Source organism: Streptomyces sulphureus DSM 40104, assembly GCF_000381025.1.
GTDB classification, from domain to species: domain Bacteria; phylum Actinomycetota; class Actinomycetes; order Streptomycetales; family Streptomycetaceae; genus Streptomyces; species Streptomyces sulphureus.
In genome coordinates, this window is record NZ_KB905816.1 from 372258 (window position 1) to 391585 (window position 19328).

General features: G+C 68.6%; 15 protein-coding genes and 1 pseudogene. 6 read left to right on the forward strand and 10 right to left on the reverse strand.

The annotated features are described in order from the left end of the window. Positions 1-27: 27 nt before the first annotated feature. Genes iolD through iolC form a run of 4 tightly spaced genes read right to left on the reverse strand, consistent with a single transcriptional unit; the run spans position 28 to position 4643 of the window. The gene (gene iolD, locus F603_RS0113555; protein ID WP_019546545.1) at positions 28-1911 is read right to left on the reverse strand and encodes a 3D-(3,5/4)-trihydroxycyclohexane-1,2-dione acylhydrolase (decyclizing); all 1884 of its coding nucleotides are present in this window, start codon (positions 1909-1911) and stop codon (positions 28-30) included. Beyond that, on the reverse strand, positions 1908-2801 hold the full coding sequence (gene iolB, locus F603_RS0113560; RefSeq protein WP_019546546.1) for a 5-deoxy-glucuronate isomerase: 894 nt from the start codon (positions 2799-2801) through the stop codon (positions 1908-1910). The genes iolD and iolB overlap by 4 nt, the downstream gene beginning before the upstream one ends. Beyond that, complete coding sequence (locus F603_RS0113565; RefSeq protein ID WP_106431310.1) at positions 2798-3667, reverse strand: Cgl0159 family (beta/alpha)8-fold protein; 870 nt, start codon at positions 3665-3667, stop codon at positions 2798-2800. Before F603_RS0113565 ends, iolB begins: the two co-directional genes overlap by 4 nt. Before the next feature lie 7 nt (positions 3668-3674). Then, complete coding sequence (gene iolC, locus F603_RS0113570; RefSeq protein ID WP_019546548.1) at positions 3675-4643, reverse strand: 5-dehydro-2-deoxygluconokinase; 969 nt, start codon at positions 4641-4643, stop codon at positions 3675-3677. Positions 4644-4886: 243 nt separating this feature from the next. Between iolC and F603_RS0113575 the strand changes: the two genes are divergently transcribed. Then, a complete protein-coding gene (locus F603_RS0113575) occupies positions 4887-5888 on the forward strand; it encodes a LacI family DNA-binding transcriptional regulator (protein WP_019546549.1) in 1002 nt (333 codons plus the stop codon). A 145-nt stretch (positions 5889-6033) separates the two neighbouring features. On the opposite strand, the gene F603_RS0113580 is transcribed toward F603_RS0113575, so the two are convergent. Further along, the gene (locus F603_RS0113580) at positions 6034-6894 is read right to left on the reverse strand and encodes a helix-turn-helix domain-containing protein (RefSeq protein WP_019546550.1); all 861 of its coding nucleotides are present in this window, start codon (positions 6892-6894) and stop codon (positions 6034-6036) included. Positions 6895-7038: 144 nt separating this feature from the next. Here F603_RS0113580 and F603_RS0113585 point away from each other — a divergent pair, with 144 nt between their 5' ends. From F603_RS0113585 to F603_RS0113595, 3 genes are read left to right on the forward strand one after another with little or no spacing between them, the layout of a single operon-like run. After that, positions 7039-7782 carry a RibD family protein gene (locus F603_RS0113585; RefSeq protein WP_019546551.1) on the forward strand — a complete coding sequence of 248 codons (744 nt, stop codon included), beginning with the start codon at positions 7039-7041 and terminating at the stop codon, positions 7780-7782. After that, the gene (locus tag F603_RS0113590) at positions 7779-8210 is read left to right on the forward strand and encodes a cupin domain-containing protein (RefSeq protein ID WP_019546552.1); all 432 of its coding nucleotides are present in this window, start codon (positions 7779-7781) and stop codon (positions 8208-8210) included. The genes F603_RS0113585 and F603_RS0113590 overlap by 4 nt, the downstream gene beginning before the upstream one ends. Then, positions 8207-9064 carry an aldo/keto reductase gene (locus tag F603_RS0113595; RefSeq protein ID WP_019546553.1) on the forward strand — a complete coding sequence of 286 codons (858 nt, stop codon included), beginning with the start codon at positions 8207-8209 and terminating at the stop codon, positions 9062-9064. The genes F603_RS0113590 and F603_RS0113595 overlap by 4 nt, the downstream gene beginning before the upstream one ends. Before the next feature lie 63 nt (positions 9065-9127). Here F603_RS0113595 and F603_RS0113600 read toward each other — a convergent pair whose 3' ends face one another. The 3 genes and pseudogenes from F603_RS0113600 to F603_RS34055 form a co-directional block, all read right to left on the reverse strand. Next, the gene (locus tag F603_RS0113600; RefSeq protein WP_019546554.1) at positions 9128-11581 is read right to left on the reverse strand and encodes a GH92 family glycosyl hydrolase; all 2454 of its coding nucleotides are present in this window, start codon (positions 11579-11581) and stop codon (positions 9128-9130) included. Positions 11582-12054: 473 nt separating this feature from the next. Next, complete coding sequence (locus F603_RS0113605; RefSeq protein WP_019546555.1) at positions 12055-15024, reverse strand: phosphatase PAP2 family protein; 2970 nt, start codon at positions 15022-15024, stop codon at positions 12055-12057. A gap of 412 nt (positions 15025-15436) precedes the next feature. Further along, positions 15437-15601 (reverse strand): annotated as a pseudogene (locus tag F603_RS34055) (pirin family protein); the annotation flags it as partial. 95 nt (positions 15602-15696) lie between these two features. Between F603_RS34055 and F603_RS0113615 the strand changes: the two are divergent. After that, complete coding sequence (locus tag F603_RS0113615) at positions 15697-16854, forward strand: tyrosine-type recombinase/integrase (protein WP_019546557.1); 1158 nt, start codon at positions 15697-15699, stop codon at positions 16852-16854. A gap of 20 nt (positions 16855-16874) precedes the next feature. Here F603_RS0113615 and F603_RS36530 read toward each other — a convergent pair whose 3' ends face one another. Both F603_RS36530 and F603_RS0113620 read right to left on the reverse strand, forming a co-directional pair. Further along, positions 16875-17057: a helix-turn-helix domain-containing protein gene (locus F603_RS36530; protein WP_019546558.1), complete on the reverse strand. Its 183-nt coding sequence runs from the start codon at positions 17055-17057 to the stop codon at positions 16875-16877. 673 nt (positions 17058-17730) lie between these two features. Continuing rightward, positions 17731-18477: an SDR family NAD(P)-dependent oxidoreductase gene (locus F603_RS0113620; protein WP_019546559.1), complete on the reverse strand. Its 747-nt coding sequence runs from the start codon at positions 18475-18477 to the stop codon at positions 17731-17733. Between the two features lie 247 nt (positions 18478-18724). On the opposite strand from F603_RS0113620, the gene F603_RS32080 reads away from it, so the two are divergent. Next, complete coding sequence (locus F603_RS32080; protein ID WP_019546560.1) at positions 18725-19261, forward strand: TetR/AcrR family transcriptional regulator; 537 nt, start codon at positions 18725-18727, stop codon at positions 19259-19261. Positions 19262-19328 lie beyond the last annotated feature (67 nt).

Below are 19328 nucleotides of genomic sequence, written 5' to 3' on the forward strand. Positions count from 1 at the left end.
CCCCCGACAACGTTTCCGGCGCACGGTTCACAGATAGTGGCGCTGGGTGCGCTTGTGTTCTGCGTAGGTCCGGTAGGCGGCACGGGTGGTCTCCACGCGTGCGGTCTGGCTCACCGGGACGTCCCACCAGGCGTGCGCGGGCGGGTTGGTCCCGCAGGGGTCGACCTCGACATGGACGAGGGTGGTGCGGTCGGCATCCCGCGCGGTGGCAACCGCGGTGCGGAACTCCTCGACGGTGGTCGCATGCAGCACGCCGGCTCCGAGGGACGCGGCGTTGGCCGCCAAGTCGACGGGGAGCAGCTCGCCGTCCAACAGGCCGGACGCCTCGCTGCGATAGCGATAGCTGGTACCGAAGCGCTGAGAGCCCAACTCCTCGGAGAGGGAGCCGATGGAGGCGAAGCCGTGGTTCTGCACCAGGACGACGGTCACCTTCAAACTTTCGGAGAGCATGGTGACGATCTCCTGCGCGAGCATCAGGTAGGAGCCGTCCCCGACGAGCACGACCACTTCCCGTTCCGGGGCGGCCAACTTGGCGCCGACTCCGGCAGCCACTTCGTAGCCCATGCACGAGTAGGCGTATTCGACGTGATAACTCTTCGGGTCCCGTGCACGCCAGAGCTGTTGCAGGTCTCCGGGCATCGATCCGGCAGCGTTGATCACTACGTCGCGGTCGTCCAGGATTTCGTTGAGCGCTCCCAGGATCTCCGTCTGTCCCGGGAGTCGCCCCTCGTCACGGTGGGGTGCAAAGCACTCTGCTTCGATCTCCCGTGCGTGTGCGACGGCTTCGCGGACCTCGGCCTCGTAGTCCTGCGACACGTGCCAGTCGGCGAGAGCCTCCGCGAGTGCCTCGATCCCCAGCAGAGCATCCGCGACCACCGGTTCGGCCGCATGCTTCACGGCGTCCAGCCGAGCCACGTTGAGGTTGACGAAGGCCACGTCCTGGTTGCCGAAGACCGTACGGCTGGCCGTGGTGAAGTCACTCAGCCGAGTGCCGATGTTGAGCACCACGTCCGCATTCGACGCCAGCGCGTTCGCGGCATACCCGCCGGTCGCACCCACACCTCCGACGGCCTGGGGGTGGTCCCAGGGCACCGCGCCCTTGCCCGCGTGCGTATCGGCCACCGGCACGCCCGTCGCTTCGGCGAAGGCCCGCAGTCCTTCCGTCGCGCCCGAGTAGACGACCCCACCGCCCGCGACGACCAGCGGCCGCCGCGCGCCACGGAGCAGGGCCGCCGCACGGTCGACGGCCGACGGCTCGGGTACCGGGCGGCCGACGTGCCACACCCGGCGTCGGAAGAACGACTCCGGCCAGTCGAAGGCTTCCGCCTGGACGTCCTGCGGCAGTGCCAGCGTGACGGCCCCGGTCTCGACGGGATCGGTGAGGACCCGCATCGCCGCGAGAAGGGCGGGGACAAGCTGCTCGGGACGCGCGACACGGTCGAAGTACTTCGAGACGGGGCGCAGCGCGTCGTTCACCGACACGTCGCCGGCCTGCGGCTGCTCCAACTGTTGGAGTACCGGCTCGGCGACGCGGGTGGCGAACATGTCGCTCGGCAACAGCAGTACCGGAAGCCGGTTCGTGGTGGCGAGCGCCGCTCCGGTGACCATGTTCGTGGACCCGGGGCCGGTCGACGCGGTGCAGGCGTAGGTCTGGAGCCGGTCCCGCATCTTCGCGTACGCGGCGGACGCGTGCACCATGCCCTGCTCGTTCCGGGCCAGGTAGTAGGGCAGGTCCGCCTCTCCCGTCTCCACGGCCTGCAACAGGGCCTGACCGACCCCGGCGACGTTCCCGTGGCCGAAGATCCCCCACATTCCGGGGACCAACCGCTGTTCCTCGCCGTCACGTTCGCTGTACTGCTGCGCAAGGAAGCGCACGAGCGCCTGCGCAGTGGTCAGACGTACGGTCGTCATCGGGCCTCCTCTCCGAACGGGAGCCGGTCGTCGACCTCTTGCGACTCCCAGGCGGAGCGCACCCACGCGTGCGCCGGGTCGTCACAGATCAGCCAGGCGCGCTCGGACCCCGGTCCCGCCATGACGTTGAGGTAGTAGAGGTCGTGCCCGGGAGCGGCGATCGACGGTCCGTGCCAGCCGTACGGGATCAGTACGGTGTCGCCCGACCTCACTTCGGCCAGCACGTCGATCGGGCGGTCCGCCTCGCCGTACACGCGCTGGTAGCCGAAACCCTGCTCGCCGCCGCCGATCTGGAAGTAGTAGATCTCCTCCAGCTCGCTTTCCACAGGCGTGCCGTCCGCACCGGTACGCGCCGTGTCGTGCTTGTGCGGTGGGTAGGAGGACCAGTTGCCGGCGGGGGTGAGCACCTCGCAGACCAGCAGTTGGTCGGCGTCGAAGGTGCCCGGCAGGCAGTAGTTGTTGACCTGCCGCGAGCAGGCACCGGCCCCGCGCAGCTCGACCGGTACGTTCTCCCGCGGCCCGTACCGCGCTCCCCCGTCGGTGCGAGCAGTGCGCGCGGAGGGCAGGGCGAAGCGTCCGCCGGCCGCGCTCCGGACGACGGCAGTCGTCCGGCTGGGCAAGTAGAGAAAGTCGGTGGCGGAGGCGAACACGCCGGTGCGGCCCTCGAGATGAAAGCTCTGCCCGTCGACGGTGACCGTGCAGCCACCTTCCAACGGCAGCACGAGCAGTTCACTGTCCCCGGTGGACACCGGCTGTTCGGCGCCGGCCGCGAGGTGCAGCACCCGCAGTCCCGAGTGCTCCCAACCGGCGACCTGGGGAGTCACGTTCACTTCGAACGGGCCGTCGGCCGTCGTGCCCTTCGGCAGGTGGTAGGTGGGTGTATCGGTCACAGCAAGCTCACCGCCCGATCTACGGCGCCGGCGACATCGCCGTCGGAGGGAAAAAGCAGGGACCGACCCACGACCAAACCGCGGGCCGTCGGCTGCTTGAGCGCCTGCTTCCAGGAGGCGAACGCGGCCTCGGTGTCCGTCACGTCGCCGCCCAACAGCAGCACCGGCAGTGTGGAAGCGGCCAGCACCCGTTCCATATCGGGCACCACGGGGACTTTGAGCCAACTGTAGGCAGTGCTGCGGCCAAGCCCTGAGGCAACGGTCATGGAGGTGAGGACGGCGTCGGTGGACAGGTCGTTGTGGATGCGTCCTCCCTGCCATCGGGACAGGAACGGCTCAATCATCGCGATCAGTCCGCGCTCGTTGAGCCCGTTGACGGCCTGCGCGCAGTTCTCCAGCGCCGACGGCGTCGCCGAATCCTCCAGTGCGATCCGCAGGAGCATCTTGCCGCCGTCGAAGTTCCTCCCGGCGATGCCCTCGGGGTCGTACCCCGTGAATCGGTCGTCGACCTCGAAGGCCGACTGCGCGAGACCGGCGCGGTTCATCGAGCCGAAGACACTCTTGTTGTCCAGGACGCCGAGCAGCAGCAGGTCCTCGAGTATGTCGGCCGTGGCCAACACCCCTGTGACGCCGGGTCGTTCCAACGCACGGCAGAGCCTGTCCAGCAGTTCGAACCGATTCGCCATGGCCCAGGGGTCGTTGCCGACTCGGTGGGAACCACGCGCTGGATGGTCCGCAGCGATGATCAGGGCTTTGCCGTGCTCGCCGAGCGGTGACGACGCCCTGATGCGCCGCGCAGCGGCCTCGGCGATCACGCCGGGAGCGGTGGCGCGAGTGTTCACGGCCTCGTGCAGACGTGGGGACAACACCTCCTCACACCTCCCCTGATTGCTCGTCCGGGCGCGTGGCACGCAGCTTCGCCGCCACTTCCTCCTCCGTCGGCATCGCATCGGAACAGGCCAGCCGGCCGGCCACCAACGCACCCGCCGCATTCGCGAAGGCCATCGTTCGACGGGTGTCCCAGCCGGACAGAAGTCCGTGGCAGAGTGCCCCTCCGAACGCGTCGCCTGCGCCGAGCCCGTTGACCACCTCCACCTGGCACGGAGGGACCTCGACGGCCTCGCCGTCGCGCCCCATCGCCAGCACTCCCGCAGGGCCCTGCTTGACGACCGCCAGCTCCACGCCTGCGTCCAGCAGCGCCTTGGCTGCGGCGTACGGCTCGCGCTCGCCCGTCGCCACCTCGCACTCCTCGAGGTTGCCGACGGTGACGGTGGCGTGCCGGAGGGCCTCGCGGTAGCGACTCGGTGCCTGCACCGGGTCAGACCAGAATGCCTCCCGCCAGTCGAGGTCGAAGACGGTGGGATGGGACTTCTCCCGGTGCTCCAGCGCGGCGAGCGTCGCCGACCTGCTGGGTTCCTCGCTCAGGCCGGTGCCCGTCATCCAGAAGATGCGGGCGGCGCGCACGGCGTGGAGGTCCTGTTCCTCCGCGACGAGGTCCAGGTCAGGGGCTTTGGGCAACCGGTAGGCGTACAGCGGGAAGTCGTCCGGGGGAAAGATCTCGCAGAAGGTCACCGGCGTGGGCGCGATCTCGGAGGTACCGACGAAGCGACTGTCCACGCCGTATCCCTCGAGCGCGGAGCGTACGAAGTCCCCGAACGGATCACCGCCCGTCTTCGTGATCACCGCAGCGCTGCGACCGTAACGAGCCGCGGCCACCGCGACATTGCTCGGACTACCGCCCAGATACTTGCCGAACGAGGTGACGTCGGCCAGCCCCACACCGGTCTGCAGCGGATAGACGTCCACCCCCACTCGGCCCATGGTCAGCACGTCGAACCCCATCCGCCCGACTCCCCTTCCTACGGCGGTCGTTGCCCGAGCAGCGCGGAGCCACGGGCCTGTTCACACCACCGGGGACCTAGAACTATCGCGCGCTACTAGCGCGCGCTAACTCGAAGTACGATGGCGCCTGCTCAAGCGGGATGTCAATAGCGCGATTCGCGCCGGTACGGTGACACCGGCGGGCACGAGCGAACCTCGGAGGTGCACACACCCGTGAACCCATCGGGCAGGCAGAGGCCGACCATGGCGGACGTGGCGGAGCGGGCCGGGGTCTCCCGTGCCCTGGTGTCGATCGTGTTCCGGGGACAGCCGGGCGCCGGCGAGGAGACCCGCGAACGCATCCTCCGCGTCGCGGACGAGGTCGGCTACCACCCCGACAACGCCGCCCGGCTGCTCGCCCGCGGACGTAGCCGCGCCCTGGGCGTGCTGTTCACCGTGCAGCATCCCTTCCACGCCGACCTCGTCTCACGCATCTACCCCGAGGCGGAGGAACTGGGCTACGACGCGCTGCTCTCCTCACCCGCGCACGGCCGCACCGAGCAGAAGGCGGTGGAGGCTCTGCTCTCCCACCGTTGCGAAGCAGTGCTCCTCCTCGGCCCGGAGGCACCGCAGGCATACCTCAACGAACTCGGACGGCGCACCGTCGTGGTCTCCGTCAGCCGTCGCGCCGCCGGGGCGCCGGTGGACAGCGTCTACACAGCCGAGAGCAGCGGCGTACGGCAGGCGATGAACCACCTCTTCGACCTGGGTCACCGTTCCCTGGTGCACGTCGACGGGGGCAAGGGGCCCGGCTCCACCGAAAGGCGCCGTGCCTACCGCGCGTCGATGAGACGACGCGGTCTGAGCGAGGAACTGCGCGTGATCCCCGGCGGCGGAACCGAGGAGTCCGGCGTCGAAGCGGGCGAACTGCTGCTCCGCGAGCGCGACCTCGGAGCGGAACTGCCGACCGCGGTGCTCGCGGCCAACGACCGCTGCGCCATGGGCCTGATGCTTGCTCTGACGCGCGGCGGTGTCGACGTCCCCCGCGACCTGTCCGTCGTCGGATACGACGACAGCCACCGCTCGCACATGATGCCCATCGGCCTCACCACGGTCCGTCAGGATGTCGACGTGATGGCGGAACGGGCCGTCAGATTCGCCGTGGAGCGCCTGGAGAACGCCGAGTTGGAGCCCCGGCACGCGGTACTCGGCGCGAAGCTGATGGTGCGGGGAACCACCGGACCGCCTCGCGCGGAGGCCCGCTGACCACTCCCCGGTCGCGGATGCGACGCATCAGGTCGAAAGCTCCTCCCTCGCACCTGCAACGACAACGCCGGCGGCTCGGGAGCCTCCGCGCGCAGCCTGCGGGCGGCGAATACCGCGGTACGAAGCCTTATCCGACGCCGTGCCGTCAGCGTCGCAAATGCTCCTCGGCTCCTTCGGACCAGGCGGCGAGAAAGCGGAGGGCCTCGTGCGTGGGGCCGCCCGGGGCAGCCGTCCAGACGACGAGCTGCTGGTCGGCGTCGCCGGCCTCGGCGAGGGTGTCCCAGTCCAGCACGAGTTCGCCTGCCGTGGGATGGACGAGGGTCTTCGTCCCCGTGGAGAGGCTGGCCACATTGCGGGCGGCCCACCACTGGGCGAACTGCGCGTCCTGCATCGACAGCTCACCGACGAGTCCGGCCAGGCGTGGATCGTCGGGGTACTTCGCCGCCTCCATCCGCAGTTGGGCGACGGCGGTCCTTGCGACCGACTCCCAGTCCTTGTAGAGGGTGCGCATATCAGGGTCGGTGAACAATATCCGCACGTAGTTGCGGTGCTTGGCCGGGACCTGGCCGAAGTCGGTGATCATGGCTGCGGCGAGGCTGTTCCAGGCCAGCACGTCCATGCGCCGGCCCATCACGATCGCCGGCGTCGCGCCCAGGTCGTCCAGCAGCCGCTGGAGCTGGGGCTTGACCTTCTGCGCGGTCTGCCGCGGTGCACGCGTCGAGGGCTTGCCCGCGAGGCTGAACAGGTAACGGCGCTGGTCCTCGTCGAGCTGCAGTACGTCGGCGAGAGTGCCGAGCACGGGCGCGGAGACTCGGATGCGCCCCTGCTCGATGCGGGTGTAGTAGTCGGTGCTGATCGACGCCAACCGGGCGACCTCTTCCCGACGCAGGCCGGCGACGCGACGGGGGCCGGCGCCTTCGGGCAGACCGGCCTCGCGCAAGGTCAGCTCGGCGCGGCGGGCCTTGAGGAAGACACCGAGCTCGTTCTGCTTCACGTTGCGGGTCATCCCTCCATCGTCCCCGTACAGCACCCCGCCTGTGAGGGGGAGGAATCCCTCCCAGGATGATTCCTTCCTCTGCACGGACCCCGTTTCTCGCATAACCATGGAGAGGTGCTCGAGACGACGAATGACGAGAGACGGGGAGGAGCCGTGACGAGGCCGTTCGTGTTCTGCCACATGATGACCGCCCTCGACGGGAAGATCAGCGGCGAGTACATGCGCACTCCGGAGGCGTCCGTCGCCGGCCGAGTGTTCTACGACCTCGCGTTCGGCGACGACCCGTACTACCGGCACCAAGGCTGGCTGTCCGGCCGGGTGACCACGGACGACAACTTCACGCATCACCGCGAACCCGTCCTCGACGAGGACGCGGCACCTGTGCCCGAAGGCGACTTCGTCGCCGTGCCGGACTCCGAGAAGTACTACGTGTCCGTCGACCCGTCCGGCAGGCTCGGCTGGGAAAGCCCCGACTTGACCTACCAGACCACGCACGCTCATGTGCTCGAGGTCCTCACCGGCAAGGCGTCGAACGCCTACAAGGCGTTTCTGCGCCGGCTGGGCATCTCGTACGTGATCGCCGGGGACGACGAGCTGAACGTTGCGCTCCTCCTGGACAAGCTCCGGATGCTGTTCGGCATCCGGACGCTGATGCTCGGCGGAGGAGGAGTCCTGAACTGGTCCTTCATCCAGGCCGGCCTGTGCGACGAGCTCAGCGTCGTCATCGCCCCTGTCGCGGACGGTTCCTCGGACAGCCCGGCGCTGTTCGAGACCGCCGGCCGCACCTCGAACGATCCGCACCACTTCGAGCTGCAAACCGCCGAGCTCAAGAACGGCGGCAGCGTGTGGCTGCGCTACACCCTCAATGACCGCACGACGAAGGGGACATCGACATGAGGGAGATGGACATCGACCCGATCTTCCCGCGCGGGGAGAGGAACGACGCCTACGCGGCGAACTTCGTCGGGCAGAGCTACCTGAGCATGCTGACCACCGAGGGCGTGGTCATCGGGAACGTGACCTTTGAGCCCGCGTGCCGCAACAACTGGCACATCCACCATGCCAGGAAAGGCGGTGGGCAGATCCTGCTGTGCACCGCGGGCAGCGGTTGGCACCAGGTCGAGGGACAGGAGCCGGAGAGCATGACGCCCGGGACCGTGGCCCGGGTGCCCGCAGGAGTCAAACACTGGCACGGCGCGAAGGCCGACTCGTGGTTCACCCACCTCGCGATCGAGGTACCCGGCGAAGACGCCCACAACGAGTGGTTGGAGCCGGTCTCCGACGAGGAGTACGACACGCTGCACAAGAACGGGAGCAACGCATGACCACCCTGAGCGAGTCCTACGCCCTTTCCAACGACGTGCCCATTCCCAAGCTCGGGCTCGGCACGTGGTTCATCGACGACGACCAGGCCGCGCAAGCGGTCCGCGACGCCGTCCGGCTCGGCTACCGCAACATCGACACCGCGCAGGCCTACCTCAACGAGCGCGGCGTAGGCGAGGGCGTGCGCACCGCGGACGTCCCTCGCTCGGAGCTGTTCGTGTCCACGAAGCTGGCCGCGGAGATCAAGGACTACGACCAGGCCGTCGCCGCGATCGACGAATCCTTGGCGACGATGGGACTGGAGCACGTCGACCTGATGCTGATCCACTCCCCGCAGCCGTGGGACGATTTCCGCGGCGGCGACTACGCCGAGGGCAACCGCGAGGCCTGGCGGGCTCTGGAGGATGCGTACAGGGCGGGCAAGGCCCGCTCCATCGGCGTCTCGAACTTCCTGCAGGCCGACCTGGAGAACATCCTGTCGAGCTGCACGGTCGTCCCGCACGTCAACCAACTGCTCGCCCACGTCGGGAACACGCCCTTCGAGTTGATGGCCTACTGCGAGGCCAAGGGCATTCTCGTCGAGGCGTACTCGCCGATCGCACACGGCGAGATGCTGAAGAACGCCGAGGTCCAGGCGATGGCCGAGAGGTACGGCGTAAGCATCCCGCAGCTCTGCATCCGCTACACGCTCCAGTTGGGGACCGTGTCGTTGCCGAAGACGGCCAACCCCGAGCACATGCGGTCCAACGCCCAGGTCGACTTCGCTGTCTCCGACGAGGACATGGCCGCGCTACGGCGCCTGAAGGCGCAGGACTACGGCGAGTACAGCGAATTCCCCGTCTACAGCGGCAAGTGACCCGTCAGCTACGGGGCTGGGGCGCGGCAACCCGCGCCCCAGCCCCGGGGCCGTCGCCGTCGTTCAGCGCGGCAGTGTCTCGGGGTCGGTCGCCCACGAGGTGTTGGGGCTGTCGGAGAGTCGGTGGTCGATGCGTCCGCCGTGGGTGGCGAGCTTCCCGCCGTCCCAAGAACGGTCGAGAGTACGGCCGTTGAGGCGCACCGAGTCGACGTAGGTGTGGTCGGCGTCGGCTTCCGGTGCGTTCACGGTGAGGTTCCTGCCTCCGGGGCGCTCGACCACGGCGTGCGGGAACATCGGCGCGCCCAGCAGCATCGTCGCGGAGCCCGGCTGCTGCGGGTAGAGGCCGAGAGCTGAGAAGACGTACCAGGCCGACATCGTGCCCAGGTCGTCGTTGCCCGGCAGTCCGCCGGGCCCCGTGCCGTACTGCGTGTCCATGATCTCGCGCACGGTCTCCTGGGCCTTCCAGGGCTTGCCCAGCGCGTTGTAGAGCCAAGGCGTGTGGATGCCGGGCTCGTTGGTCGGGTCGTACCGCAACGGATCGCCGCCGCCGACGGACCAGGAGCCGTCGTCGGCGTGGAAGAAGCCGTCCAACCGCTCGGCGGCGTGCTCCCTGCCGCCCATGGCCTCGGCGAGGCCCTGCACGTCGTGCGGCACCATCCAGGTGTAGGTCGCGCTCGTGCCCTGCGCGAAGCCCTTCTCCTCGCCGGGCTCGAAGGGGGTGACCCAGGAGCCGTCCGCGTTGCGCGGCTGCGCCCATCCCTCGTCGTCGGTCGCCTCAGGGTTGAAGACGTTGCGCCAGTAGCCGGCGCGCTCCGACAACTCCGCGGCCCGGCGCGGCTTTCCGAGCTGCTTGGCCCAGTGTGCGAGCGCCGAGTCGGCGAGGGCGTTCTCCAGCGTCTCGGCCGCGCCGCCCCAGCAGTGGCAGTCGTCCTGGGGCGCGTACTTCTTCGCCAGGTACTCCTTCAGGTTCGGCCGCTGGCCTTCGCACTGCCCCGGGCAGCCGGCGTCCGAGAGCCCGTCGGGGTGGGGCACGGTGGCCTGCCGGTACAGCGAGTCGAACGCGCCCTCGACGTCGAAGTTGCGGACGCCCATCGCGTAGAACGTGGCCATCGTGGCGGCCGACGGGTCGCCGGTCATCACATGTGTCGGGCCGCTGATGTGCACCCATCGGTCCCAGACGCCGCCGTTCTGCCGGGAGAAGTTGTAGAGCGACTGCGCGAAGTCGCCCGCCACACGCGGCTTGAGGAGCGCGAGGAGTTGGATGTGCGCCCGGTACTGGTCCCAGCCGGAGAAGTTGCTGTACTGCGCGCGCTGTCCCCGCTCGACGCGGTGCGTGCGGCCGTCCATCCCCGGGTACCTGCCGTCGGCGTCGCTGATGAGGTTGGGCTGCAGGAGGGAGTGGTAGAGCGCGGTGGCGAAGGCGGTGCGCTGTTCTCCCGTGCCTCCGTCCGTGCGGATGCGCCGCAACTCCCTGTCCCAGGCGTGCTCTCCGGCCTGTGCCACGTCCTCGACGCCCGAGGTCCGCGGGATCTCGCGGCGCAGGTTCGCCTCCGCTCCGGCCTGGCTCACGTAGGAGATGCCGATGCGCATGCCGACGGGATCGCCGTCGCTCGTGTCGAAGCCGACGTAGCCGCCCGAGCCGCGTCCGGCCCGCTCCTCTCCGGTGGCGTAGCCCTCTCCGCCGCCGCCCGAGGTGGAGCCGGGAGAGAGTTCGTCGTCGTGCCAGGTCCCTGTACGCGCGAAGGCGTGGTCGAACGAGGCGCTGAAGTGGAGTCGGTAGTAGCTCTTGCGGTTGTTCTCACCGCCGTTGGCGCGGCGGCCGCAGAAGGCGCCGGTGTGGACCCAGCCGGTGACCTTCTGGTGCTTCTCGTCGATCTCGACGTGCGCGTCCTCGCTCCCGTTGAGGGAGTTGGAGACGCGGAAGAGGAGGTTCGCCGGCTTGTCGGAGGGGAAGTCGAACTCGGCCGCGCCGGCCCGTTCGCTCACCGCGAGGTCGCTGGTCACGCCGGAGTCGAGCCCGAGCGTGTAGCGGCCGGGGGTGGCGCGCTCGTCGTCGTGCGAGAAGTCCTCGGCGTAGAGCTCGTCTTCGCTGTCGGCCGAGGGTGAGGAGGTGACGTCCTTGGCGAGCGGCATGATCGGTATGTCGCCCGCGGCGCCGGGGTCACAGCCCGCGCCGTTGACGTGGGTCAGGCTGAACCCGCGGGTGCGGGTGACGTCGTAGGAGTAGCCGTTGGCGGCGCCCGTGCTGGTCTGGTCGCCCTTGGTGCTCGTGGGCGACCAGGCCATCATGCCGTGCGGGAGGACGGCGCCCGGGTAGGTGTTCCCGTCGTTGGCGGAGCCGATGAGCGGATCCACCTCGGACGACGGGCTGTCGGCACCGACGGCCCGCGCCTCGGACGCCAGCGCGGGCGGTGTGGCGGGCAGCACCGACGTGGCGGCGAGCGCCAGCGTTCCTCCGAGGAGCCCCGCCGTCCTGCGCCGCGTGCGTCGGGCGCCGCGGGATCTTCCGACCACCATCACGTCTTCCCCTCCGGGGTGTTGAGATCAGCTCGGCCGACTCTACGGACGCTTTCGCCGCGGGGATAGACATCGTTGTCAATTCGCGGCGGACTTCTCGTGAACGGAACGTGGGAGCGAGGGTCCGGCCCAGGTGCGGTGCGTCCTCTGGCCGAGGGCATCCGCCTGGGCATGCATCGGGTGTTCGGCCAAGTCCGCGTTTTTCGCGGGGCGTTGGACCGGTCGAAGAGAGACGGCAGGCTCTTCCGCTCGGTTCAGGCGTGCCGTCCCCCTCGGTCGGAATCGTCCCCAGCCGGGACCCGAGACAGCGTCACGTCGCGGCCCCCCACCATCCATGGACCGGACCTGATACGCCACCACATCAGCCCCTCGTTCGACGCGACCGCCTCGCCGTTCACCATCGGCTCCTCAACTCGTGCTCTTGCGGGGTTTGTGCACGGCCGAGGACGCCGGTTTCCCGCGGTCGCCCTGACTCACTCCCCGGTGGAGCCCGGCACGGCGGACTGCTTCGCGTCCGGCGCCTTGACCGGTACGCCCTCGGTGTCCACGGTCGTCCCGTTCACCGTGAGCCGCCCGTCCGCGTCCGTGCCGACCTCGGCGCTCATCGCTGCGGCCAGGTTCAGACGCTGCCAACTACCGGCGCCGTCCCGGTCGTCGAGCGCATACCCCGACTCGATCTGCGTGGCGGCCAGCACGGCGCGCCGCTCGTCGGCCGAGAGCTTCGGGAAGGCTGTCAGCAGCAGGTCCTCCGCCCCCTGGGGGACGGACGGGGGAAGGTCCTCCGAGCCGATCTGCGGGAATCCGTACGTCATGCGCTGCTCGTAGACGTCCAGCGCCTCGGCGGTGGGCAGGTACGGCTTCTCCCCGGCGAGGCACTTCCCGAGCGTGGTGCCCGCGCCTGCCTCGCGGCACTTGTGCGCGAGCACGCCCCGCAGTTCGCCCTTCGCCTGCATCAGCAGGGTGCGGAACTGCGGGTCGGACCAGCGGACCTGCGCGGTCTTCGCACCGACGATCCGTCCGCCCATGATGTCGGTCGGGTAGTGGAAGGACAGCAGGATGCGGTTGTCGCCGTACTCGGAGGCGCGCGCCAGGATCTGCGGGGCCAACTCGGGGAGCAGCGTGGCCATGACGATCCCCTGCGCGTACCCGTGGCTGGTGTGGCCGCTCGGGAAGGAGCCGTCTCCGGCGAGGCCCTCGTAGCCCTCGGGCGTGTCCCACTGCCTGATGAGACCTTCGTCGTTGGTAAAGCCCATCCGTACGAAGGGGCGCTTGTACTGGTAGTTGTCCTTGGCGGTCTGGTACCAGTCGTCGTCCGAGGTCGGCGTCTTCTCGACGCGACGGGAGAGCAGCGCCTTCGTCTTGGGCAGCTCCCCGTTCTTCAGGGCGTCCTTGTACAGGGGGCCGAGTGCGCTGCCCAGCCCGTCCTCCATCGTCTCGTACGGGCTGCCCGCGCCGTCGACGAGCGCCTTGCGCACCTGGGGATCGCCGCGCTCCTCGTGCGCGTTGTTGATGTCGACGACCTTCCTGTCGTTGCGCGCCTCCAGTTCGTCGTAGGTGGTGCCCTTCGGCAGCTCCTCGTTCGGGCCCATGAGGCTCGGTGTGCCGCTCGCGTCCTCGAAGGAACGCAGCAGCCACGTGAAGTAATCGCCGCCGTCGGGCGCGTCGGGCAGCTCGTCCGAGTCGTAGGCGGTGTCCAGTTGGGAGTCGGTGAACGGTTGGGAGGCGTCGGTCTGCGCCAGCCGCGGCAGCTCGAAGTAGGCGTCCGAACTGGTGCTGTTGGCCTGGTGCACCTCCACGGCCAACGTGTTCTCGCCGGCGCGCAGTTGGGAAGCGGGCACCGTGAACTCCGACCGTGCCGGGTCCTTCTCGCCGCCGGTGCCGTCGGGGGTCTGGTACTGGAGGTTCTTCGAGATCTCGGAGTCGTTCCAACCGGTGACGCGGCGGCCGTTGAGGTACACCGTCGCCGTGTCGTCGTAGACGACCGAGCCGGCCAGCCCGGTGAGCGCGTCGATCGTCGACTGCTCCATCGTGAAGGACGTCCGGAAGAAGTACGCCTCCAGAGCGTCGCCCGTCTCCTTGTGCAGGTTCAACTTGGTTTCGACAGGGAAGTCCTCGCCGAGGTCCGTGCCGTCGTCCTTGACGCCGAAGGGTCCCCCGGCCTCCTTCCACGGCGCGTTGCCGGTGTCGAAGTCCGGCCGCGTCCACTCGGTGCGGTCCTGTGCACCGTCCGCCGGGTCCACGTCGGGGGCGTCCAGGTAGCTCCAGGTGGTCGAGGAGTCCACCGCCGCCTTGCCGAGTTCGATGTCGTCCACCCAGCCGGAGACGGGGGCGGCGGCCTTCGCGGCGGGGTTGTCGTAGCGGAGCAGCACGTCGGTGACGCGCTTGCCCGCGAGGTCTCCCAGATCCACCGACACCCTGTTCCAGGAGCCCGGTGTCAGCGTGGCGCCGTGTGCCTCGGCGTCCTGCGGCCGTCCGTCGGTGTCGCGCAGGGCTCCGTCGGAGGTCACCGTGCGCGGGTGGCTGCCGTCCGGGTCCGTGTAGACGACGTCGAGCGCGGCGTGCGCGGAGGCGGCATCCGTCGGGCGGATCGCATAGGTCAACTCCGCGTCGTCGCCGAGGGATACGTCGAGCTCGGAGCGGACCACCACCGTCGAGCCCGCACCGCCCTGCTGCAGAGTGCGCCCGGCGTACCTGAGCGCATGGCTGCCGTCCGCCGCGCCGACCGACTCGGCGTTCTCCACGGACGCCCCGAGCGCTGAGGCCCGGGTGCCGGCGGAGCTGCGCAGGGTCCAGTCGGCGATCTGCAGCTTCTCGTGGTCGTCCGAGGAGCCGTCGCACCGCTCGGCGCAGTTCTCCGTGACCCGGAGTTGGTAGTAGCGGTATCTGCCGGGGTCGTCGATCGAGTAGAAGTTGGTCTGCAGACGCTTGTCGAAGTCCTGCTCGGCCTTACTGTCCAGCGTCGTCCACGAGGGGTCGTCGGCGTCCGAGGCGGCGTCGGGGCTGTTGCTGCCGAGCACGGTCCAGGCTCGGGGGTCGCGCGGTGCCGCGTCGTCCCCTGCCGTGAGGGAGTACCGCGTGACGGCGGCCGGGTCGGCGAGGCGGTAGATCGCGTGCACGGGCCGGGAGGACGTCGGCTTGCCGCTGCCGCGCGCGTACCACTTGGTGGAGCCGTCGTCGTCCGCGAGGTTCGAGACGTGCTCGCCCGGCCGTTCGTCGTTGGGGTGGTTCGAAGCCACCGACTCGACGGTCGTGTTGACCCGCGTCGTCTCGCCCCGCAGGTTCTCTGCGGGGCCGCGGCCGGCGAAGCCCGCAGGCCGGGGCGTGCCGGCCTCGTACGAGGTGGACCAGTAGCCGTCGGCGCTCGGCGCTCCGGCCGTATCCGCGCCCGAGGCGCTCACGGGCTGGACGCCGACCGAGACCACCATGAGCGATGCCGCCAGCATCGCGACCCGGCCACCGGTCCTTCTCAACACGCTCACAGTGTTCTCTCTCTCGGCTCGGCCAGCGACGGGGACAACGTTGTCAGCGCAAGTCAGCGTGGAGGGCTCGTCGGTACATGTCAATGCATGCGACACGGGGTGGTGTGGACTGAAGTACCGCCGGGGGCCGGGGTGTTGGGTGCACGTGCCGAGTGACCGGGGCGGTTGGTGCGTCCGTCGAGTCCGGGGCGCATGTCCGGCCGGCATCCCCGACGACGCCCCTTCCGGAAGAACGCATCGTCGACGAACGACACAGCCGCCTCACACTCTGCTTGCCCTGCTCCTGCTCGGTCGGGGCTCTGGTGGCCATGCGTGACGAGCGAGCAGAGGCAGCAGCCGAGCGACGGCCCCGGGTCGCCCAGCGCAAAGCATCAGGTCACCGGGTTCTCCCCCGCGCCTTCAACGGCGTAGCCGGCAGCTCCGGAGCCTCCAGCCGGTCCCCGTCGTACCCGTGCACATTGCCGAAGCGGTTGCCGGACATCCAGTCCTGACGGGCCGCCACGATCTCCTCGCCCGACCGCCCGACGAAGTTCCACCACATACCACGTGTTTCCCGGTTCGCCCCAGGTCAGTGGCTGGAGGAACTCTCGACGGTCAGCAAAAGGTCAGCATCGGCCGCCCGAGGAGGCAGCACGCATGGCAAGCCAGGCACTCGCTCACGGGATGGGGACGTTCTTCAAGGACTGCGAGCATCCCCGCTCGCGATGGTCCAAGTGCCCGCACACCTACAAGATCCGCTACCGGGACGTCGCCGGTAGGCAGAAGGAGGAGGCCGGCTACACGACCCAGGAGCGGGCGGTCTCCCGTTTGACGGAGCTCTACAACCTGAAGAAGACCGCACCCCGCAGTCTCAGCAAGATCGAACGCGTGCGCACCTACGGTCCCATGCGGTTCGAGGACTACGCACGCGAATGGCGCGCCGGCCAAAGGGACTTGGGGCCGGCGTCCCTACGGCATCTCGACTCGCTGCTCGCGCACCATCTTCTCCCTGCCTTCGCCAGCCGCCGCATGGACTCTTTCGACCACAAGGTCATCGACAGGTTCGTGCAAGGCATGGAAGCCCAAGAAATCGGCCAAGCCGCCCAGTTGAACGCTTTCGAAAAGCTCAAGGCGATACTTCTCGACGCCCATAAGCTCGGCCTCTACGACGAAGACCCATTGGAAGGCGTCAAGCCACCTCAGTACGCACCAGACCGCGCTGTCATCCCCTCCCCCAGCCAGCTCCGGTTGATCCGGGACGCGAGCAACGACACGTTCCGCCTCGTCACCGACCTCATGAGCGGCTGCGGCCTCCGCAACGGAGAAGCCCTCGCCGTCAACCTCAACAATCTCGTGGCCAACGATGTCTACCGCGTCTGCGAACAGGTCAACCAGACCACCCAGACCTACGCCCCACTCAAGCACCGCAAACGAGGCGACTACCGGGACGTCCCCCTGCCGGCCAGCGTGCGCGAAACCATCGAGCGGTACGCCGAGAAGCACGGCGACATCGACGGCTACCTGCTCAGGAACCCCAAGGACGCCGCCAGGCCACTCCCCAACCACTCGCTCGACAACCTGTGGCGCCGAGTCATCCGCCAGCGCGCCCGGATCGGCATCCCAAACGGAATGGTCCTCTACGGGCTACGCCACTTCTTCGCCTCGAACTGCCTGACCCACGGAATACCCATCACCGATGTCGCGGAATGGATGGGCCACCGAAGCGTCGATATCACCTTCAGGATCTACCGCCACCTGCTCCCAGGCTCCATCGGCCGAGCCGCTGAGACCCTAAACCTTGCTCTGGCGAGCTAAACTTCGTAGCGGAAATCACCTCATACAGTTCGATGCTTCACCCACCGACGAACCTCATCCACATCAAACTGAATCTTCGCATTCCTACCGGTACCGAACCGATACTTCCGAAGTCCCACTGTGGATGCTTCTCGGTACAGCCACTGCACCGAGACATTGAGGTACTCAGCGGTCTGCTTGACGTCCATGAACTGACTGGTCATCACCACTCCCTAGGTACGAGGCACCTAACCGATGAAAGCGGAGTTCAGGAGCTTGGCGAAACCATCGATAGATGTTATGGGAGTTGGGGCACATGACTCCGATGCGACGAAGAACGAGTTGCCGGGCTGCTGTTCATGGCCACATGACAGACCCACTGCATCGTTCCCATGGGAGACAGAACCCGGCGTAGAGGCCGACTCGTCCGCCTTCACCTGAGCTTTCTCCCGGGGAAGGGTCTCCGTCCTGCGTCGGAGGCCCTTCCCCCTCTTTCAGGCGCTTGCTGTCTTACGGGGCTCAAAGTCCCTCGGAAGTCCCCGAGACAGGGCTGAAAGCCCCTGAAAAATCCCTGGCCTTCAAGCAGACGTGCCAGGCACTCAGGCCGGGTCCAGCGCCCTGCTGCCACCCAAGGCGGCACGGAAGCCGCTAGGCGTATTGACCTGGAGGGCATGCGCAGGCGATGGCGGCCTCGAGTCCTCAGCCGCGGCCTCCTCGCTCCTACCCCCTCGCACCCATGAGGCGGAAGGGAAGGTCACGGCGTACCGGGTTCTCGTGCTGTCGATCCACACGTGTACCGCGACCGGGTGATACGCCCCAGGGCCCAACGTCCCCTTCCCGGGAGGCCGGTGACCATGCGCACCGAAGCCTCGTCCGGCCTCGCGCTTATCCTCACCGTCAGTCGTACATCAGGCCGCCGTCGACGAGAAGGTTGGTGCCGGTGATGAAGCCCGCGTCGTCCGACAGGAGGAAGGCGATGGACGCGGCGATCTCCTCGGGCGTGCCGAGCCGTCCCATCGGGATGAGGTCGGCCCATGTCTGTCGGATGTCGTCGGGGAATCCGGCGATCCCGGGAGTGGCGACAGTGCCGGGGCATACGGAATTGACGCGGATGTCGTCCCGCGCGTACTGGAGGGCCGCGTTCTTCGTGAGCCCCACGACGCCGTGCTTGGCGGCGGTGTAGGCGGCCATCTGCGGGGCGTTCTTGACTCCGGCGTTGGAGGCCATGTTGACAATGCTGCCGTGGCCGATCTCGGTCATGATCTTCAGTTCGGCGCGTAGGCAGAGGAACGTACCGCGCAGGTCGACGGAGAGGACCTGGTCCCAGGTCTCCACGGGCATCTCGTGAAGCCGCGCCGGGGTGTGGCCGATCCCCGCGTTGTTCACCGCGAGGTCGAGGCCGCCGAGAATCCGGCGGGCGTCGTCGAACAGCCGGGTGACGCTCTGCTCGTCCGAGACGTCGCAGGCGAGGAACTCCGCGGTGCCGCCGATGGCACGGATCGCCTCGACGGTCCGAAGGCCGTCCTCCTCCGCGATGTCGGAGACGACGACGGCCGCACCCTCGGCGGCCAGGCGCTGGGCGGCAGTCCTGCCGATGCCGGAACCGGCCCCAGTGACCACGGCGCTCTTGTCGGCGAGCCTCATTGCTGCCCTACCTCTCTTGCGCCTGCCCGCAGGGCGATCAGCAGGAGGCGGGCGAGGGCACACATAAACGAAAAGTCTGATCAAAAACTGACGCTAGCGCTGCCCGACTACTTATGCAACCACTCTGGTGACCTATATTCTGCCGCAGATGACAGGACCGCAGGGACACGAGACGGACAGTTCGCCCTCCGCTCGCCGAGAGCACCGACCCAGAGGGCGCCCGCGGGATGCCGGGGTCGATCGGCGGGTGGTCGAGGCGGCAGTGCAGGAGCTCGCCGAGGTCGGCGTCGGCGGGTTCAGCCTCAACTCGGTCGCCGCCAGGGCCGGGACCGCCAAGCGCAGCATCTACGCCAGATGGCCCGGACGCGACGAGCTGATCTCTGCCGGCCTCGCCGAACTCGCCATCACCCTGCAGCCGCCCGACACCGGGGAGTTGGCCGAAGACCTCCGGCAACTCTTCAACCAGGCCGTCGCGTTGCTGGAGGAACCGCGTTGGTCGGTGCTGATGCGGTGTGCGGTCGAGCTACGCGGCCGACCCGCACTCCACCGTCAGGTCCGCGAAGCAACGGTCGAGCGCAGCCTGAAGGCCGTCGTCAGCTGCCTGGAGGAGGCGCATGAGCGGGGCGAACTGCGCGAGGGGGTCAACACGGCGCTCGTCGCCGAGTCGTTCGTCAACACGATCGTCGGATTCGGCACCGGAACGGCCCGGTCGATGGAGGATGTCAGGGCGGTGCGAGAGGACCTCGTCGGCTTGCTCCTGGGCGGCCTGGCGGCTCACCGCTGAGGTCATACGCGCCCGCCGGCGCGCAACACGGCTGCTCGGGACGTCGACAACGCGGTGGCGCGAGGCG